The 15697-nt window shown below is 65.0% G+C and carries 15 protein-coding genes; 8 read left to right on the top strand and 7 right to left on the bottom strand.

Annotation, left to right across the window (positions count from 1 at the left end):
• Nucleotides 1-40: 40 nt before the first annotated feature.
• Both LDH66_RS16960 and LDH66_RS16955 read right to left on the bottom strand, forming a co-directional pair.
• Nucleotides 41-334 carry a DUF7130 family rubredoxin-like protein gene (locus LDH66_RS16960; protein ID WP_226482268.1) on the bottom strand — a complete coding sequence of 98 codons (294 nt, stop codon included), beginning with the start codon at nucleotides 332-334 and terminating at the stop codon, nucleotides 41-43.
• 111 nt (nucleotides 335-445) lie between these two features.
• Nucleotides 446-784, bottom strand: coding sequence for a TFIIB-type zinc ribbon-containing protein (locus LDH66_RS16955; RefSeq protein WP_226482267.1), 339 nt, complete (start codon nucleotides 782-784; stop codon nucleotides 446-448).
• A 411-nt stretch (nucleotides 785-1195) separates the two neighbouring features.
• Here LDH66_RS16955 and LDH66_RS16950 point away from each other — a divergent pair, with 411 nt between their 5' ends.
• The gene (locus LDH66_RS16950) at nucleotides 1196-2107 is read left to right on the top strand and encodes an alpha/beta fold hydrolase (protein WP_226482266.1); all 912 of its coding nucleotides are present in this window, start codon (nucleotides 1196-1198) and stop codon (nucleotides 2105-2107) included.
• Nucleotides 2108-2492: 385 nt separating this feature from the next.
• Here the strand turns inward: LDH66_RS16950 and LDH66_RS16945 are convergent, their stop codons facing one another.
• A complete protein-coding gene (locus LDH66_RS16945; RefSeq protein ID WP_226482265.1) occupies nucleotides 2493-6152 on the bottom strand; it encodes a DNA polymerase II large subunit in 3660 nt (1219 codons plus the stop codon).
• 1 nt (nucleotide 6153) lies between these two features.
• Nucleotides 6154-6573, bottom strand: coding sequence for a PPC domain-containing DNA-binding protein (locus LDH66_RS16940; protein ID WP_226482264.1), 420 nt, complete (start codon nucleotides 6571-6573; stop codon nucleotides 6154-6156).
• Nucleotides 6574-6910: 337 nt separating this feature from the next.
• Between LDH66_RS16940 and LDH66_RS16935 the strand changes: the two genes are divergently transcribed.
• The 7 genes from LDH66_RS16935 to LDH66_RS16905 all read left to right on the top strand — a co-directional run bounded on the left by LDH66_RS16935 (nucleotide 6911) and on the right by LDH66_RS16905 (nucleotide 14059).
• Entirely contained in the window at nucleotides 6911-8491 is a 1581-nt protein-coding gene (locus LDH66_RS16935) for an ABC transporter substrate-binding protein (protein ID WP_226482263.1), read from the top strand.
• Nucleotides 8492-8611: 120 nt separating this feature from the next.
• Nucleotides 8612-9613, top strand: a complete 1002-nt coding sequence (locus tag LDH66_RS16930; protein ID WP_226482262.1) for an ABC transporter permease — start codon at nucleotides 8612-8614, stop codon at nucleotides 9611-9613.
• A gap of 2 nt (nucleotides 9614-9615) precedes the next feature.
• On the top strand, nucleotides 9616-10647 hold the full coding sequence (locus tag LDH66_RS16925; protein ID WP_226482261.1) for an ABC transporter permease: 1032 nt from the start codon (nucleotides 9616-9618) through the stop codon (nucleotides 10645-10647).
• Nucleotides 10648-10649: 2 nt separating this feature from the next.
• The gene (locus LDH66_RS16920) at nucleotides 10650-11816 is read left to right on the top strand and encodes an ABC transporter ATP-binding protein (protein WP_226482260.1); all 1167 of its coding nucleotides are present in this window, start codon (nucleotides 10650-10652) and stop codon (nucleotides 11814-11816) included.
• The gene (locus LDH66_RS16915) at nucleotides 11809-13146 is read left to right on the top strand and encodes an ABC transporter ATP-binding protein (RefSeq protein WP_226482259.1); all 1338 of its coding nucleotides are present in this window, start codon (nucleotides 11809-11811) and stop codon (nucleotides 13144-13146) included. The genes LDH66_RS16920 and LDH66_RS16915 overlap by 8 nt, the downstream gene beginning before the upstream one ends.
• Nucleotides 13147-13323: 177 nt before the next feature.
• Nucleotides 13324-13479 (top strand): hypothetical protein, encoded by a 156-nt coding sequence (locus tag LDH66_RS16910; RefSeq protein ID WP_226482258.1) that lies wholly within the window; start codon nucleotides 13324-13326, stop codon nucleotides 13477-13479.
• A 421-nt stretch (nucleotides 13480-13900) separates the two neighbouring features.
• Nucleotides 13901-14059, top strand: a complete 159-nt coding sequence (locus LDH66_RS16905; RefSeq protein WP_226482257.1) for a hypothetical protein — start codon at nucleotides 13901-13903, stop codon at nucleotides 14057-14059.
• A gap of 179 nt (nucleotides 14060-14238) precedes the next feature.
• Here the strand turns inward: LDH66_RS16905 and LDH66_RS16900 are convergent, their stop codons facing one another.
• From LDH66_RS16900 to LDH66_RS16890, 3 genes are all read right to left on the bottom strand, one after another.
• Complete coding sequence (locus LDH66_RS16900) at nucleotides 14239-14745, bottom strand: hypothetical protein (protein ID WP_226482256.1); 507 nt, start codon at nucleotides 14743-14745, stop codon at nucleotides 14239-14241.
• A 55-nt stretch (nucleotides 14746-14800) separates the two neighbouring features.
• Nucleotides 14801-15319, bottom strand: coding sequence for a DUF7974 family protein (locus LDH66_RS16895; protein WP_226482255.1), 519 nt, complete (start codon nucleotides 15317-15319; stop codon nucleotides 14801-14803).
• A 158-nt stretch (nucleotides 15320-15477) separates the two neighbouring features.
• Nucleotides 15478-15639, bottom strand: a complete 162-nt coding sequence (locus tag LDH66_RS16890; protein ID WP_222915384.1) for a DUF7556 family protein — start codon at nucleotides 15637-15639, stop codon at nucleotides 15478-15480.
• Nucleotides 15640-15697: the final 58 nt, after the last annotated feature.

Raw genomic sequence — 15697 nt, 5'->3', positions numbered from 1 at the left:
TCGTCCGCCCGCGCTCACCCCGTCCGTCGGACGGTCGCGTTCAGTCTTCCGTCCAGTAGTACAGGTCTTCTCGGTCGGCACCGCAGGAGGGACAGGCGTCGGGGACGTCGCAATCGAGTCGTCCCAGCTCGCCGCACTCCCAGCAGCGCCACATGAGCTCGGCCTCACCGAACGTCTGGCCCGAGCGGACGTGTTCGACGCTCATCCCCTCGATTCCGTCCCGGAGCGTGATGTAGAGTCCGTTCTCGTCGATCCCCCGAATTCGGCCGATTTCCGTGCCGTCCTCGGTGTAGACCGTGGTTCCGAACCCCAGTCGCGGCTGTTCGCTATACATGTGAACCACTAGCATGATCCTACGCTGCGAACGGAAATAAATCCTAAAGCGCTATACGAAATCTGAACTCGTCGTCCGGTGTCGCCAGCGATCTCCCGGGCAGTATCGTCGTCAGTCCTCGGTCCAGTACATCAGATCCTCCCGTTCGGTGTTGCAGTTCGGACACTCGTCGGGAAGCCCGTCGTCGATTTCGCCCATCTCACCGCACTCCATGCAGCGCCACATGAGCTCGGCCTCGCCGAACTCGTGGCCCGAGCGGGCGTGTTCGACGCTCATCGCCTCGGCACCGTCGCGGGTCGTGACGAAGAACCCGCTCTGTTCGAAGCCCCGAATGCGACCGAGTTGGTTGCCGTCCTCGTCGTAGACCGTCTGCCCGAAATTGAGCTTCTCTACCTCCTCGACGGCCTCTTCCTCCCCTTCTTTCGCCGGTGTCTCGCCAGTTTCGACCATGGACGCGAGTACGCCCGCGATGGCGATAAAGACACAGCGCGCATTGTGCGAGCGGCCGATGGAGGGCGTGATACGCCCGAAACGGAGAGAACAGCGGCGACGGCTGCGGTCCGACTATCCATGCTAAAACATAACACGGTAATAGAAAACGATATACACCCCCAGGATAGAGACACGAGGTATGATAAGTCATCTCATGCTTGCTTCTTTTAACGAGACCTTTTCGGCCGGAACGCGCCCTCTCAAGTCACGCGGAACGGGAAGAGTATCGTTCGGCGTCCCGGGATCGGGAAACGGGTGGACGGTACCGGCGGACGGCGGCCCGTCGTCGCGTCCGATCGGTGCGGCCATCAGACGCAATCCGGTTGCTAATACGGCCTCGTCCCCTCACGTTCGCGATGTGATTCGATCATGAGCGGGACCGGTGTCGCCACGATCGGTGACTGCCGGATCGCCTACCGGCGCGCGGGGACGAGCGGCCCACCGGTCGTCCTCTGTCACGGCGCTGGGATCGACGACGCGACCGTGTCGTGGCGACACGCGATCGATGCCCTCGCGGACGACTACCGCGTCTACGCGCTCGACTGGCCCGAATACGGGAACAGCACGGGCGACGTCGAACACACCGTCGAGACCTACGTCGACGTCCTCGAGGGGTTCCTCGAGACGCTCCCCTTCGAGCGCGTCTCGCTGGCCGGGATCTCGATGGGCGGGGGCGTCGCGCTCGGTTACGCGCTCGAGAATCCCGACCGCGTCGAGCGACTGGCGCTCGTCGACAGCTACGGACTCGGTGACAAACTGCCGAACGCGCTCCAGTGGAAGGTCCTCTCACAGGTTCCCGGCGCGACCGAGTTCGGGAAGATCGCGGCCAGTGCCTCCACCAAGAGCGTCCGCATGGTCCTCGATAGCCTCGTCGCGGACGCCGGCGGATTGCCGGATCGCTTCGTCGACGATGTCAGGCGGAAACTGATGGAGCCGGGCTCGATACGGGCGTTCGAGGCGTTCCAGGACAACGAGCTCTCCTTCAACGGCCGCGTCGAAACGAACTTCGTCGACGACCTCGAGTCCCTGTCCGTCCCAACGCTCCTGATCCACGGGAGGGAAGACCCCCTCGTCCCCGTCGGGTGGTCGAAGCGGGCGGCGGAGCTGATTCCGGACGCCGAACTGGACCTAATCGACGACTGCGGCCACTGGACGCCTCGCGAGCGCCCCGACCGGTTCAACGAGAGCCTCCGGAACTGGCTGCCGGACCCCCGGTATTCGCCGACGCCGCAGTACACCAAGGAAGGGATGCCCGGCGTGACTCGCGTCAGCGGCGATTAATCGAGTCGTACGTGGCCGGGAACGCGCGTTCGCCGCACTCGCGGCGAACCGCGTGACCCGGGGGAGGGCAGGCAGTTCACCGAAATCCGCCGCGAGCGAACCCGAAGGGTGAGCGAGCGGGCCGACGACTGACGTGGAGCGAACGAGAGCACGGCGCTACGCGCCGCGTATAGACGAGCGGCGCAAGCCGCGAGTCGAGTGAGCGGAACGGAAGGAGGAGTGCTTTTGATGGAAACTGAGCGGAGCGAAGCTCCGCAAGGTCGTCGGCGCTTCGCGCCGACTGCAAGCGATTCCTTCGGAATCGCTCAGTCCAAAAGAACGCTACGCGCTCTTTTGAGGATTTTGCCGAGGGCGCGCCGCAGGCGCGCCCGCAGAGCAAAATTTCCTACATGAAGTCTTCGATCCCGCTCTGTTTGTTCTTGTCGTTCTCGAAGATGCTCTCGAGCGAGCGCTCGAGCACCTCTAACCGCTGTTTCGTGTAATTCCGGCAGTCGTACTCCTCGGCGACCTGGATCGCGGTCTGCATGTACTTGTTGACCGAGCCCTTGTGGACGGTGAGGTTGACGCGGCCGCCACACTCCCGACAGTCGCCGGTCAGGGGCATCCGCCGGAACTTCTCGCCGCAGTCGAGACACCGCGTTTCCTGCCGGGAGAACGCCCGCAGGTTCCCGATCAGGTCCGGCAGGAAGTGGTACTCGATGACCCGCTCGGCCACGTCCGTCTCGTCGACGGCCGCGAGTTTGCGCGAGAGCTCGAGCTGGGCGTCCATCTTGTCCATCATCGAGCCCAACGTTTTGTACGCGGAGAGGTCGGGCCCCATCGCGATGTCGGTGGTGTCGTGCGTGTGTTCGAAGCCGGTGTACTCCGTATCGGTGCCCAGCGTGTCCTCGGCGATCTCGACGTCGACCTCGCCGGGGTCGGCCTGCTCGCGGGTCGCGAGGTAGAAGTCGCGGGGGTACTGCGTGACGACGTCCATGTTGTGGGCCTCGTCGTCGATCTCGGAGGGGTCGATGCGGGAGGACATGACGAGGGGGGCGTCCATCTTCCCCCCGCGCTGGTCGGGCAGAAAAGACTTACTGAAGTTGAGGAGTCCGTCGAGAAGAAGCATCACGCAATCTTCGTCCCCGTCACAGTTGCGACGCTTCGCGGCGTGAAAGTACGGATGAGCGTATCCAACCGCCGCGCTCGTGAAACCGATCACTCTCCCGACAGTTGCGGCAGAGGTGTGGGGTGCCATCCCGAAGACGAGTTCGCCGACGAGGTCCTGCCGGTCGTCGAACTCGTAGAACCGCTCGAGGCCGTAGTACTGCTCCAGCAGGTCGTCGATGAAGTCGGCCGTCTGCAGCATGTGCTCGGCCGCGCCGTCCGAGAGGACGATGTCTTGGACCTTGAGCTCGACCAGTTGGTCCTCGTGAGTGAGCGGTTCGCCGTGAATGTCCTCCTCGTAGCCCAGCGCCTGGAGCTGGCCGACGTCGATATCGAGTTCGCTCGCGCGGACCGACGTCACGGGGAGGTCGGTCATGTCGTAGCGGACGGTGCCGTCCTTGAACGAGGAGACGTCGTGTTTCGCCCGGAGGATGCCCTTCTCGATCGGTTCGGGGATCTTGTTCTGCGAGGAGAGTCCCTTGACGCCCTTCAGGATCTCGAAGGCGTTCTCGCGTTCGCCGACGGACTCGAGGGCGTCCCGGAACTCCTCGTTGACGTCGATCTCGCGGGGCTCGACGCAGGTGCCCTCGCGTTCGCAGTGATCGCACTCGACGCGACCGGCCTCGTCTGGCTCGAGGCGTTCGTCGCAGTCGGGACAGCGGTAGTCCGGCGTCGTTCGAGCGTTACAGTCTGGACAGCGGTTCTTGAACGTCTCCGTGCCACAGGACTCACAGCGCTGGCGGCCGACCTGCAGTTCGACGATGCCGGGCGTGTCCGACATCGTCTCGGCGTGTTTGGCGGCGTCGGCGACGTTGCGCTGTGCGCCGCCGGCCTCGCCGATCGGGAACAGCGTGTGAACGGGTGGGCTGAGGTCGCGGCTCTCCGACTTTTCGGGGCGGCCCATTCGGTTGCCGATCCGGGTCGGCGCTCGCTCGCGCACCCGAAACGGCGCGACCTCGTTGACCGCCTCGATGGCGTTATCGCCGTCCTCGTCGCGCCCCCACGTCCGAGCGCGTTCGGAGAGGTCGTCGTCCGTCCACGTTCGCTCGAGTTCGACGGTCGTCGCCCGGTCTCCGTCTTCCATCTCGGGCTCGAGGGCGGCACCGTCGGCGGCGGTGCGCCGGGGCTCGCAGCCGAGCGTCCGGACGAACGGCCGCCAGTCGTCGATCTCGATGCGGTCCGCGTCGGGGCGCTGGCGGTGTTCGATGACGATCGTCTCGAGCGCTTCGCGGACGGTATCGTCGTACGGGAGGACGAGGATGCTATCGTCCCCGTTTCCGTTCACGCTGCCGTCGCCGTCTCGCTCGATTCGACCGTCTGCGACGGTCGCCGCGAGATCGCTGAACGTCTCGACCGAGATGTCGTGCCAGAGGTAGGTGTACTCGGGATGGAGCGGCGCGTCGTACTCCAGCGCCCACTCGAGGGCGTCCTCGGGGTCGGGGAACTCGAGGTCGATACGGGGGTCGTCCTCGAGCGCCTGGGTGTCGACGCCCGCGGCCGCGAGGTCCTGGACCCACCACTCGTAGGTGTAGGAGGCCGGCGCGAGCGGGTGGTTGTTCTCGACGAACTCGCCGTAGTTGACGAGGTACTCACCGAGATCGAGGATGGCCTCGACGCCGTTTCTGATCTCGAGGGCGTCCTCGGGGTCGTCGATCCGGCGGATATCGCCGTTCGCGAGTTTGACGGTCGGCCCCTCGAGGGAGTCGACGGGGACGACGCCGGCGGCCTTCCCGGGGCGTTCGGTCTTGATCTGGGTGCCCGTCGCGAGGAAGTCGTCGACGAGGTGCATCGCGGCGGGGTGGACGCCGGCGGTCGCGAAGCCGTGGTTACGCGCGCGGCCGTAGCGCAGTCGAAAGCCCCCCTTCGCACAGGGGTGAGAGAAGACGGGGCGGCCGGCGATCAGGTCTCGGAGGTACTTCTCGGAGGTCTCGACGCGGGGCGGGCCCGCCTCGTCGTCGGATTCGTCCTCCGTCGCCGCCTCGTCGCCATCGTCCTCGGTCGTCGCTTCGTCGTCGGCCTCGCCGTCGGAGTCGTCATCGTCGGCCGCGTCTCCGTCGTCGTAGTAGTTGCCGTCGATGAGGTCCTGCAGCCACGGCCAGTCGACCTCGTCCAAGTTGCGGGTGTAGCGCTGGATCTTCGGGGCCTTCAGCGCGATCCCCTCACCGAGGACGAGACACATCCCGCCCCGGGCGCTGTTGGTGTCGACCCGCTCGAGGTCTCGGAATCCCGAGACTTCCTCGTCGCCGGTGGCCTCCCCGTCCAACATGATCGGGAGGTGTTTGGCGATGAATTTCGCCTCCTTGGCCTTCGGGGTGTACTGGAGGCCGGTCTCCTTGTCGTAGAGGGCGATCTCCTCGGCGTAGCGTTCGACCTCCTCCTCGCGCGCGCCGTACTGCTCGATGCCGACGAGCGCGCGTGTGTAGTCGGCTACGAGAACCGACAGCGCCTGTGCGGTCCCGCCCGCCGAGCGGATCGGGCCGGCGTAGTAGACGTTGACGAACTCCGTGCCGTCGTCGTTCTCTAAGATTTCGACCTTGTCGATCCCCTCGATGGGGGCGGCGACGACCCCCTCGGTCAGCAGGGCGACCGCGGTGCGGACCGCTCCCTCGACCTTGCCCGCTCTCGTCTCGTAGTCGCCGACGCGCCCCTCGGCGAAGTCTTCGGCGAGTTCGAGTGCGGCCTCCTCCCTGCTCATCCGGCCCTCGAGTTCGCGGACCCGCTCGGCGACGCCGTCGATCCCGAGAATGTTCTCGACACGGTCGGCCATGTCCTTGGCGACCGGAATCTCGACTTCGGGTTTCGGATCGCCGCCCCGTTCTTTAGCCCGCTCGGCGACCGCGAGGGCCTCGTCGAGCTGGTCCTCGAGCCCCTCGAAGTACCGTTCGTCTTCCGGTCGCATGTCAGAGCCAGAGGTCCAGTTCGGTGGTCTCGTCGTACTCGCGCTCGAGGGGGTCCTCGAAGACGCGCATGTGGACCTCGCCGGCCCAGACGGTGGCCTCGTTCAGGTGGCCGGCGTAGGTGGTTCCCTCGTCGTCCGAGAGGACCGCGTGCGTGTGGGCGAACCGTTCGTCATCCAACCAGGAGACGTTCCCGGTACAGCCGGCGACCTCGAGCGGCTCGTCGAATTCGATCGGATAGTACTCGCACTCGTCCTGATCGTAGAACCACAGTTCGGCGTCCTGGACCGCGCCGAGCGCGGTGAACCAGGCGGCGTCGGCCTCGACGTCGTCCGCGAGCGACTCGATCTCGGCCCGCCAGTCGGCACCCGTCTCGAGGCGGGCGACGTACTCACCCGTGGTTTCGACGGCTCGGTAGTTCATACTGATCTACTGTGACGGCCGGCAGAAAAAGCCCACCGGTCGCGCCGCGGTCGGTGACCGGCCTCGAATGTGGGACGTGGACCGTCCCCGCTCGATACCATAGCAGACAATCGGGGATCTAGTGAATTGTAAGCGTTACAACCTGTACACTATAGTGAAATATATGATATACGTTTCGCCCGTAGAAAAAATCAGCAGCGATGTGCAATGAACCGCATCAGTGTACAAGAATTGGAACCATTCGGTCCGGTACTAGTGTATTATCCGTCAGTAACGGCCGGTTTGCATATCTTACCCTGTAGATACCAAAATAGGTGGGTTGATATCACCTACCAAGATGGTGCCGAATCAATCAACGACGCGACGGCGACTCCTCGGTTCGGGGGCCGCCGTCTCGGCGGCAGTTATCGCAGGGTGCATCGGTGGCGGTGGTGGCGGTAACGGGGAGCAGTTTCACTTCACGCAGGAACAGTCGCGCGAGGAGCAGTTCGACCCCGTCGTCTCGAACGACGCGTACAGCTTTCAGGTGATCAACCTCGTCTTCGACGGGCTCTACGAGTTCGGTGAGGGACTCGAGTTGCAGCCCAAACTCGCGACGGGCGAGCCGACCGTCGAGCGCGACGGCACCCGGTACATCTTCGAGATCGAGGAGGCCGCGGAGTTCCACAACGGCGACGACGTGACCGCCGCGGACGTCGCCCACTCGTTTACCGCACCCGTCGAAGAGGAGACGGAGAACGCCTCTGAGTACAACATGATCGAGAGCACTGAGGTCATCGACGACTACCAGTTACAGGTCGATCTCGGTGAGGACCCCTACGGTCCGTTCGAACTCCAGACGATGGGCGTGACGGTGGTCCCCGAGTCGGTTCGGACCGAGGACCGCGAGGCGTTCAACACGGATCCGGTCGGCTCCGGTCCGTTCACGTTCGCCGACCTCCAGGAGAACGAGTACGTCGAGATCGAACGGTGGGACGACTACTGGGACGACCTCGAGCCGAACTTAGAGCAGGTCCGCTTCGTCGCCCACGACGACGAGGCTGGGCGGGTCTCGGACATCCGAGCGGAGAACACGGACGCCATCGCGGGCATTCCGAACGACGACTGGGACGTCCTCGAGAACGAGGACGGCGTGAACCTCCACTCGGCGGAGAGTCCGACGTTCATGTACATGGCCTTCAACTGTAACGAGGGGCCGACGACGAACCCCGAGGTGCGACGGGCCATCGCCCACTCGTTCTCGATGCAGGACTTCATCGAGTCCAACGCGGCGAACGTGACCTCGCCGATGTACAGCCCGATTCCGCCGGTGGTCAACGAGGTCTGGGAGTTTCCCCAGGACGAGTACCAGGAGATGCTGCCGTCGTACGATCCGGATCAGGCCCAGTCGCTGCTCGACGAACACGCGCCGGACGGCTTCACGCCGACGATCATCACGCCGGAGGGGATCCGCGCGCAACTGGCGGAACGGATCGCGACCCGACTCGACGAGATCGGCTACGGAGCCGACGTACAGGTGCTCGACTTCGCGACGCTGGTCGACACCTACACCAGCGGGAACGCCGACGACTACCAGATGTACCTGCTGGGCTGGACCGGCGGCCCCGACCCCGACTTCTACCTCTACCCGCTGTTCCACGAGAGTCAGGCGGGGACGAACCAGGGCCACTACTACGGCGGCAGTGACGGCTTCCACCAGGCGATCGCCGACGGGCGTAACTCGGCGGATCAGCAGGAGCGATACGACCTCTACGAACCCGTCATTCGGGAAATCGTCGAACAGCTGCCCGCGCTGCCCGCGTTCACGCAGGACAACACGATGGCCTCGCGGGACTACGTCCAGGACCTCCAGGCCCACCCGGAGGTCACGAGGAACCCGGACCTCATCGCGGACCACGCGAACGTGTCGATGGAGTGAGTCGGCGGAACCGACGGTATTCGACCGCGATCGGTGGGAACGGAGATCGCCCATCGATCCGGTCGTCGCGACGCCGACGCAGTCCGCGACCGACGAGCGAACGGACCGATTCGCGAACCAATGAAACTGCTCAAATACACCATATACCGGCTCCTACAGGCGGTCCCCGTCCTGATCGGGATCTCCGTCATCACGTTCCTGCTCGCCAACTTGGGCCCGGGCGATCCGGTCAGCCTCATGCTCCAGGGACAGGAGCACAGCGAGGAACTGGTCAGAGCGATCGAACGGCGATACGGTCTCGACAGACCGCTCCACGAGCGATACGTGACCTACATGGCCGGCCTGCTACAGGGGGATCTCGGCCGGAGCATCCACTACCAGCGGCCGGTTGCCGCCCTGATGATGGACCGGATCGGGCCGACCCTCCTGTTGGTCCTGTCGGCGTACGCGTTCGCGCTGGTGACGGCGATTCCGCTCGGTATCGTGGCCGCCGACCGACGCAACGAACCGACCGATCACGCCTCGCGGATCGCGGCGCTCGTCGGCGTCAGCACCCCGTCGTTCTGGATCGGGATCGTCCTGATCCTGATCTTCGCCGTCAAGCTCGGCTGGCTCCCCTCGAGCGGGCTCTACTACCCGTGGCGACCGCCGGAGTCCTATCCGGGGATCGACGGTCACCTCGAGCTCTACTACGAGTCGGCCAGACACCTGCTGTTGCCGATGATCGCGCTCGGAACGTTGCAGATGGCGACGATCATGCGCGTCGAGCGCACGCAGATGATCGAGTCGCTGCAGGGCGAGTACGTCAAACTGGCTCGCGCGTACGGCGTGCCCGAGCGGACGATCCTGCGAAAGCACGCCTTCCAAGTGGCGCAGCTACCGATCATCACGATCGTCGGTCTCAACCTGTCGACGGCGATCGGCGGCGCGGTGCTGGTCGAGACGGTGTTCAACATCAACGGGATGGGACAGCTGTTCGTCGAGGCGATTCAGCAGAACGACTACCAACTGGTCATGGGCGTCACGATGATGCTCGGCGTGTTATTCGTCGTGGGCGTCGTCATTACCGATATCTCGTACGCGTACGTCGACCCGCGAGTCACCTACGGTGAGAGGGAGTAATCATGGCAGTCGGCGAATCACAACTCGAGAGCGGGACGGAATCGGCGGCCGAGGAGGAAGAGGTCGAGGCCCGCGTCGGCTGGCGATACACCGTCGCGCGGATCAAACGCGACACGACGGCCCGCTGGGGGCTGTACGTCGTGACCGTCGTGTTACTCGTCGCGATCTATGCCGTCGTGGACAGCAACCTCTCGACGCTCACGTTCGGCCGCGCGTCGGATTACACGTTCGCGCGGCTGTTGCCCATCTTCGACCATCCGACGCACATCCCCCCGCCGGGCGAGGGCACGCAGCATATGCCGCCGTACTTCCCGCTGGCCGAGCAGTCGTGGAACCCGCTGCCGGCGGGCGGTACCGTCGAACACCCGCTGGGGACCGACCACACCGGGCGGGACTACTTCACGAGGATCGTCTACGGGACGCAGGTGTCGGTGTTCGTCGGGATCGTCTCGACGTTCATCGGACTCGCCGGCGGAACGGTCGTCGGTGCCGTCGCCGGCTACTACGGCGGCCGAGTCGACGACGTCCTGATGCGGATGGTCGAGACGGTGTACGCGATCCCCCCGCTGATCCTCATCATCGTCTTCACCGTCTTCATCGGCGGGGCGAACATCTGGTACGCAGTGCTCGGCGTCGGCATCGCGTTCGTCCCCGTCTTCGCCCGGATCATCCGGAGCCGGGTCCTGAGCGTCCGCGAAATGGACTACATCGAAGCGGCGCGAGCGGCCGGCGTGAAGGATCGGGACATCATCATGCGACACGTCGTGCCCAACAGCTTCGCGCCGGTGCTTGTGTACGCGACGCTCCAGATCGGCGTGACGATCCTCATCGTCGCCGGGCTCTCCTTCCTCGGCTACGGCGCACAGCCGCCGACCCCCGACTGGGGCCAGATGCTCAACATCGCCCACGGCTACATGCACTCGAACGTCTGGCTCTCGATCTGGCCGGGCATCGCGATCATGATCACCATCATGGGCTTCAACCTGTTCGGCGACGGCCTGCAGGACGCCCTCGACCCCCGAATCGACGACTGACAATGAGCTCCGAACCACTACTCCGCGTCGAGAACCTCAAGACCCAGTTCTTCACCGAGGCAGGCACAGTGCGCGCAGTCGACGGCATCTCCTTCGAGGTCCGCGAGGGCGAGATCGTCGGCCTCGTCGGCGAGAGCGGCGCCGGGAAGAGCGTCGCCTCGATGAGTATTATGGGGCTGGTCGAGAGCCCCGGCGAGATCGTCGCCGGCGAGATCACCTACAAGGGCGAGACGATCTTCGGCCTCGAGGAGGGCCCGAACGGCGAGTTGCGAAAGCGCGACGACGCCCTCTCGAACGAGGAGATCCGCACCAGAATCCGGGGCAACGAGATCGCGGTGATCTTCCAGGATCCGATGGAGTCGCTCAACCCCGTCTTCACGGTCGGGGGCCAACTGCGGGAGTTCATCGAACTCAACCGCGGGCTGCCCGAAGACGAGGCCAAAGCGGAAGCGATCGACATGCTTCGGGAGGTCGGCATTCCCGATCCGGAAGAGCGCTACGAGGAGTACCCCCACCAGTTCTCCGGCGGGATGCGCCAGCGCGTGCTGATCGCGATGGCACTGGCCTGCGAGCCGAGCCTCATCATCGCCGACGAGCCGACGACGGCCCTGGACGTCACCGTCGAGGGGCAGATCCTCGACCTCGTCGACGACCTCCAGGCGAAGTACGGGACGAGTTTCATCTGGGTCACCCACGATCTGGGCGTCGTCGCCGAGATCTGCGACCGGGTGAACGTCATGTACCTCGGCGAGATCGTCGAGCAAGCGCCCGTCGACGAGCTGTTCTACGACACTAAGCATCCCTACACGAACGCCCTGCTGAACTCGATTCCCCGCCCCGACCGGACCGTCATGGACCTCGAGGCGATCGAGGGCGTGATGCCCGAAGCGATCGACCCACCGCCGGGCTGTCGGTTCCATCCGCGCTGTCCCGACGCGCGCGAGGTGTGCAAGCGCGTCCATCCCGAAGCGAAAGTCGTCGACGACGCCGGCGGCGAGCCCCACCGGGCGGCCTGCGTGAAACACGACGCGTTCGACGTCGGCTACGACGAGAGCCCGTCGCTCGAGGGAGCGGCGGGCAACGAGAGAGCCGCGGCGACCGAGGAGCCGGAGTCCGAACTCGCGCCGAATCCGACGGGCGACGAGAGCGGAGGTGAGGGCCGTGAGTAGCGGGATTCGATTAGACGAGGACAGCGGCTACGACAGCGACGAAGCGCTGCTCGAACTCGACGGTGTCGCGAAGTACTTCGATCAGGAGTCGGGGCTCTTCGCGGGCCTGCAGTTCGATTCGAGCCGGTTCCCGCCGATCAGGATCGACCGGGAGACCGTCAGAGCCGTCGACGACGTCTCCCTCGAGATTCAGCCCGGCGAGACGCTCGGGCTCGTCGGCGAGTCCGGCTGCGGGAAGAGCACCCTCGGGCGGACGATCCTGCGTCTGCTCGAGCCGACGGAGGGAGACATCTACTTCAAGGGAGAGAACCTGGCCGACCTCGGCGGCGAGGCCCTGCGACGGACGCGCTCGGACATGCAGATGATCTTCCAGGACCCCCAGTCCTCGCTCGATCCGCGGATGAAGGTCGGCCAGATCATCGAGGAGCCGATGCGGGCCCACGACATGTTAGACGACGAAGGGCGGGAAGCGCGGGCGAAGGACCTCCTCGAGCGGGTGGGGCTCGATCCGCGCCACTACAACCGCCATCCCCATGCCTTCTCCGGCGGACAGCGCCAGCGGATCAACCTCGCGCGGGCGCTGTCGGTCGATCCCGACTTTGTGGTCTGTGACGAGCCCGTCTCCGCGCTGGACGTCTCCATTCAGGCGCAGGTGCTGAACACGATGGAACGGCTCCAGGACGAGTTCGGACTCACCTACCTCTTCATCGCTCACGACCTCTCGGTCATTCGGCATATCAGCGACCGCGTAGCGGTGATGTACCTCGGTCACATCGTCGAGGTCGCGGCGAAGGAGGAGCTGTTCGAGAACCCACAGCACCCGTACACGCGCGCCCTGCTCGAGTCGATTCCCGTCCCCGATCCGCGGGAAGGCGGCTCGCGCGGCGTGCTCGAGGGTGAGGTGCCGAGCCCGGTCGATCCGCCCTCGGGCTGTCGGTTCCGGACGCGGTGTCCACGGCTGATCGCTCCCGACGCGTACGACTGGACCGGTGAGGAGTGGGTGCGGACGCGAGCGTTCATGCGAGCGGTCAAGCGGCGGACGTTCGAACCGATGCCGGCCGCCCGGATCGAGACCGAGTTCTTCGACGGAGCCCTGCCGCGGGGCGAGGCGGGATCGATCGTCGAGGAGGCGATCGACCTCGTCGCGACCGACGGCGGAGCCGGCGGGGACAGCGGGGACGACGAATCCGAACGGTGGGAGGCGGCGACCGACCTGTTGCTCGAGTCCTTCGCCGAGCAGAGCGTCTGTGCGCGCGAACGGCCAGCGTACGAACTCGAGTCCGAGTACGGCGACGGCGATCACTTCGCGGCCTGTCACCTGCACCGGTGACGGCCGGGCGCACGCTCGAGTTTTTTCTCCAGACGTTTCTGTCGGCCGTTCAGGGAGCGAGGACCGAGAAGCAACGGGACCGTGAGAGTCATTCGCTAATGGCCCGGTCCAATATTATATAACACGATCGATCATCGTAAAAATGCTTAAGGCGCTGACGCAATTATTAACTCGTGTATGAGTAAGATACTCGCCATCCTGGCAACGCACACGAAAATCGGCGCGAAGGTACAGCGAACGATCGAGCACTCGCCGTCGTTCTCGGGCGTTCAGACGAGCGAAAACGGCCGCCCCGAGACGCAGGTCTCGCCCGGCGGGTTCCTGACCGGGTAAGCGGACCGAGACACACCGCGCATGCACCGCCCGGTCCGGTTCCCCTCGAACGGGGACCCCGACGATACGGCGAGTTGCGGACGACACCTGACTTCTGCGCTCCGAGAGCGGGCCACCGCTGCTCTCGATATTCTCCGCGTTCCGACAGCGGTTGTGCTCGAGTCGAGTACGATCCGGGTGAGCGATCCGCTCCCTGCCGCCCGCATCGGTGATCGACCGGACCGATAGTATCTGATTTTGTATATTTTATCCGTGTCCGCTCTCCTCGAGATTTCGCGTCGGATAACTGGACGAATTTCGGCGCTGAGAGGTTCGAATCCCCTGTTCGAATGAGGCGAAAAGACGCGATCGCCGCTATCGGACCGACATGATCTTTCATCTCGAAAATACTTATACGCGTGCCGTGCGTTGTTACTCGTGTATGAGTAAACTCTTCACCACCGTTACGGCAGGCACGCAGCGAATCGCGAAGGCTCGACGAACGATCGCCCACTCCCCGGCGTTCGGAGACGACCGACCGACGGACGACGACGGTCGCCCCGCGACGCGCATTCCCCCCGGCGGCTTCCTCACCGGGTGAGGCGAACCGATGAACGGACGCCGCGGACGCGGCCCCTTTTCTCCCACCCGTAATCGAGACGCAGTACTTCGGCAGTGAGAGCGCAGTGGCTCAGTGAGAACACAATCCGAAATCAGCACGCGTTCAGCGCCGGAACTGCCGCGTTTTCGAGTTCGAACCGACGGCGCTATCGCTCCGATTCAGCCGAACGCCGACGACGGGTGCTTGACGTAGAAATCTTGTTCGATCACCCGCTGGTAGACGTCGTAGAGCGCCTCTACCGCCGCCTCGTCGGGGTCGAACCGAATGTGGGGCGCGGCGTGATAGCCGCGGCAACTGACGAGGAAGAAGTACAGCGTCCGGTGATGATCGGGCGTCGCGTCGACGACGCCGATCGATCGGTCGCCGAGCCCGTCGGAGAAGTCGTTGAGCATCGCCGCGATATCGTCGTGTAACTGCTCGTCCGGCCGATACTGCGGCAGTCCGAACGTCCGTTGCATGTACGTCGTCGCCGCCCCGAGCACCGAGTTCGAGTCCCACCCGGTCGGATCGACGGCCCGGAACGTCTCGTACAGCTCGAGCAACTGCGAGAGTTCGTCCCGGGTGACCGCGATCGGCGAGACCGGATCGCCCCGCGGGAGCGAGTAGTCGGGGAACGTGTGCGAACCGGGTGCCGGGAGCTGCGCGAACACCTGCTCGAGGGACATGTGTGGTACCACGGGACAGACGACCAAACTGTTACCGGTGACGGATTGGCTCCTCCTACCGAAGGATAATCGTCGTCGAATCGCTCGGGCGGCTACCGGTCTCATCCGTCGCGACGAACGCCCGAATCTCGTACTCGCCGGGTGCCGGGACCACGGATTCGCGACGGGTTCCGGTCCGCACTCGCTCGAGGCGGCCGTGCCACGTCACCGAGACGTGCTTTCGTTCGCCGCCGCGGAAGTCGAACGTGGCGGGCCGCTCTCGGGTGTAGAGCCGTTCGTCGCTGGCCTCGAGGTGGCCGTCGACGGTCCAGCCCCAGCGGCGCTGACCGGGCGTCGGGAGTTCGACGGCAACCGGGAGCCGGTTTTTGAAATCGACGGTGATCTCGACAGGCGTGTCGCGCTCGTAGACGTCCCGGTCGGTCGTGACGGAGACGGAGATCGCGCGCCGGGCGACGGCTCGCGGGACCAGCGCCGAAAGGACGGTGCCGACGGACGGGCGGGAGTCATCGCGTCGGAGCCCGAGCTCGTCGCTCGAGTCCGGTCCCGCATCGCGTCGCGGTCGAGAGCGCCCCATAGAGCCAGCGACCAGCGCAGTGCACTAAACGGTACGGGCGGCCGGTCGCTCGCTGAGAGTCCGCGTCTCGTGCAGTAGCGACTGTCGGCATGCCGCTGTCGGCCGCGACGGGTGTCGCGACCGGACTCGTGACAGAACAATCCCATTCCCACCCCCGGTTATCGCCAGGCCGGAAGCGTCGGTGCGTCGTCTGCCTGCATCGACAGCCAGGCACCGTCCGCGGAGATATCCGCGATGACGTACTCGTCGCTCGCGGCCGTCGAGTCGATCGAACCGACGATCGTATCATCGGACGCCATGGCGTGGGGGTTCGTCGCCATGTGAGTGAGTGACACCCACTCACATATAAACTCATCGAATCAGACTGTCCGGTCGCGA

The organism is Natrinema amylolyticum (genome assembly GCF_020515625.1).
Lineage (GTDB): Archaea > Halobacteriota > Halobacteria > Halobacteriales > Natrialbaceae > Natrinema > Natrinema amylolyticum.
Note: the sequence above shows the minus strand (reverse complement) of the source record. Positions and strands in the feature narration are given on the sequence as shown.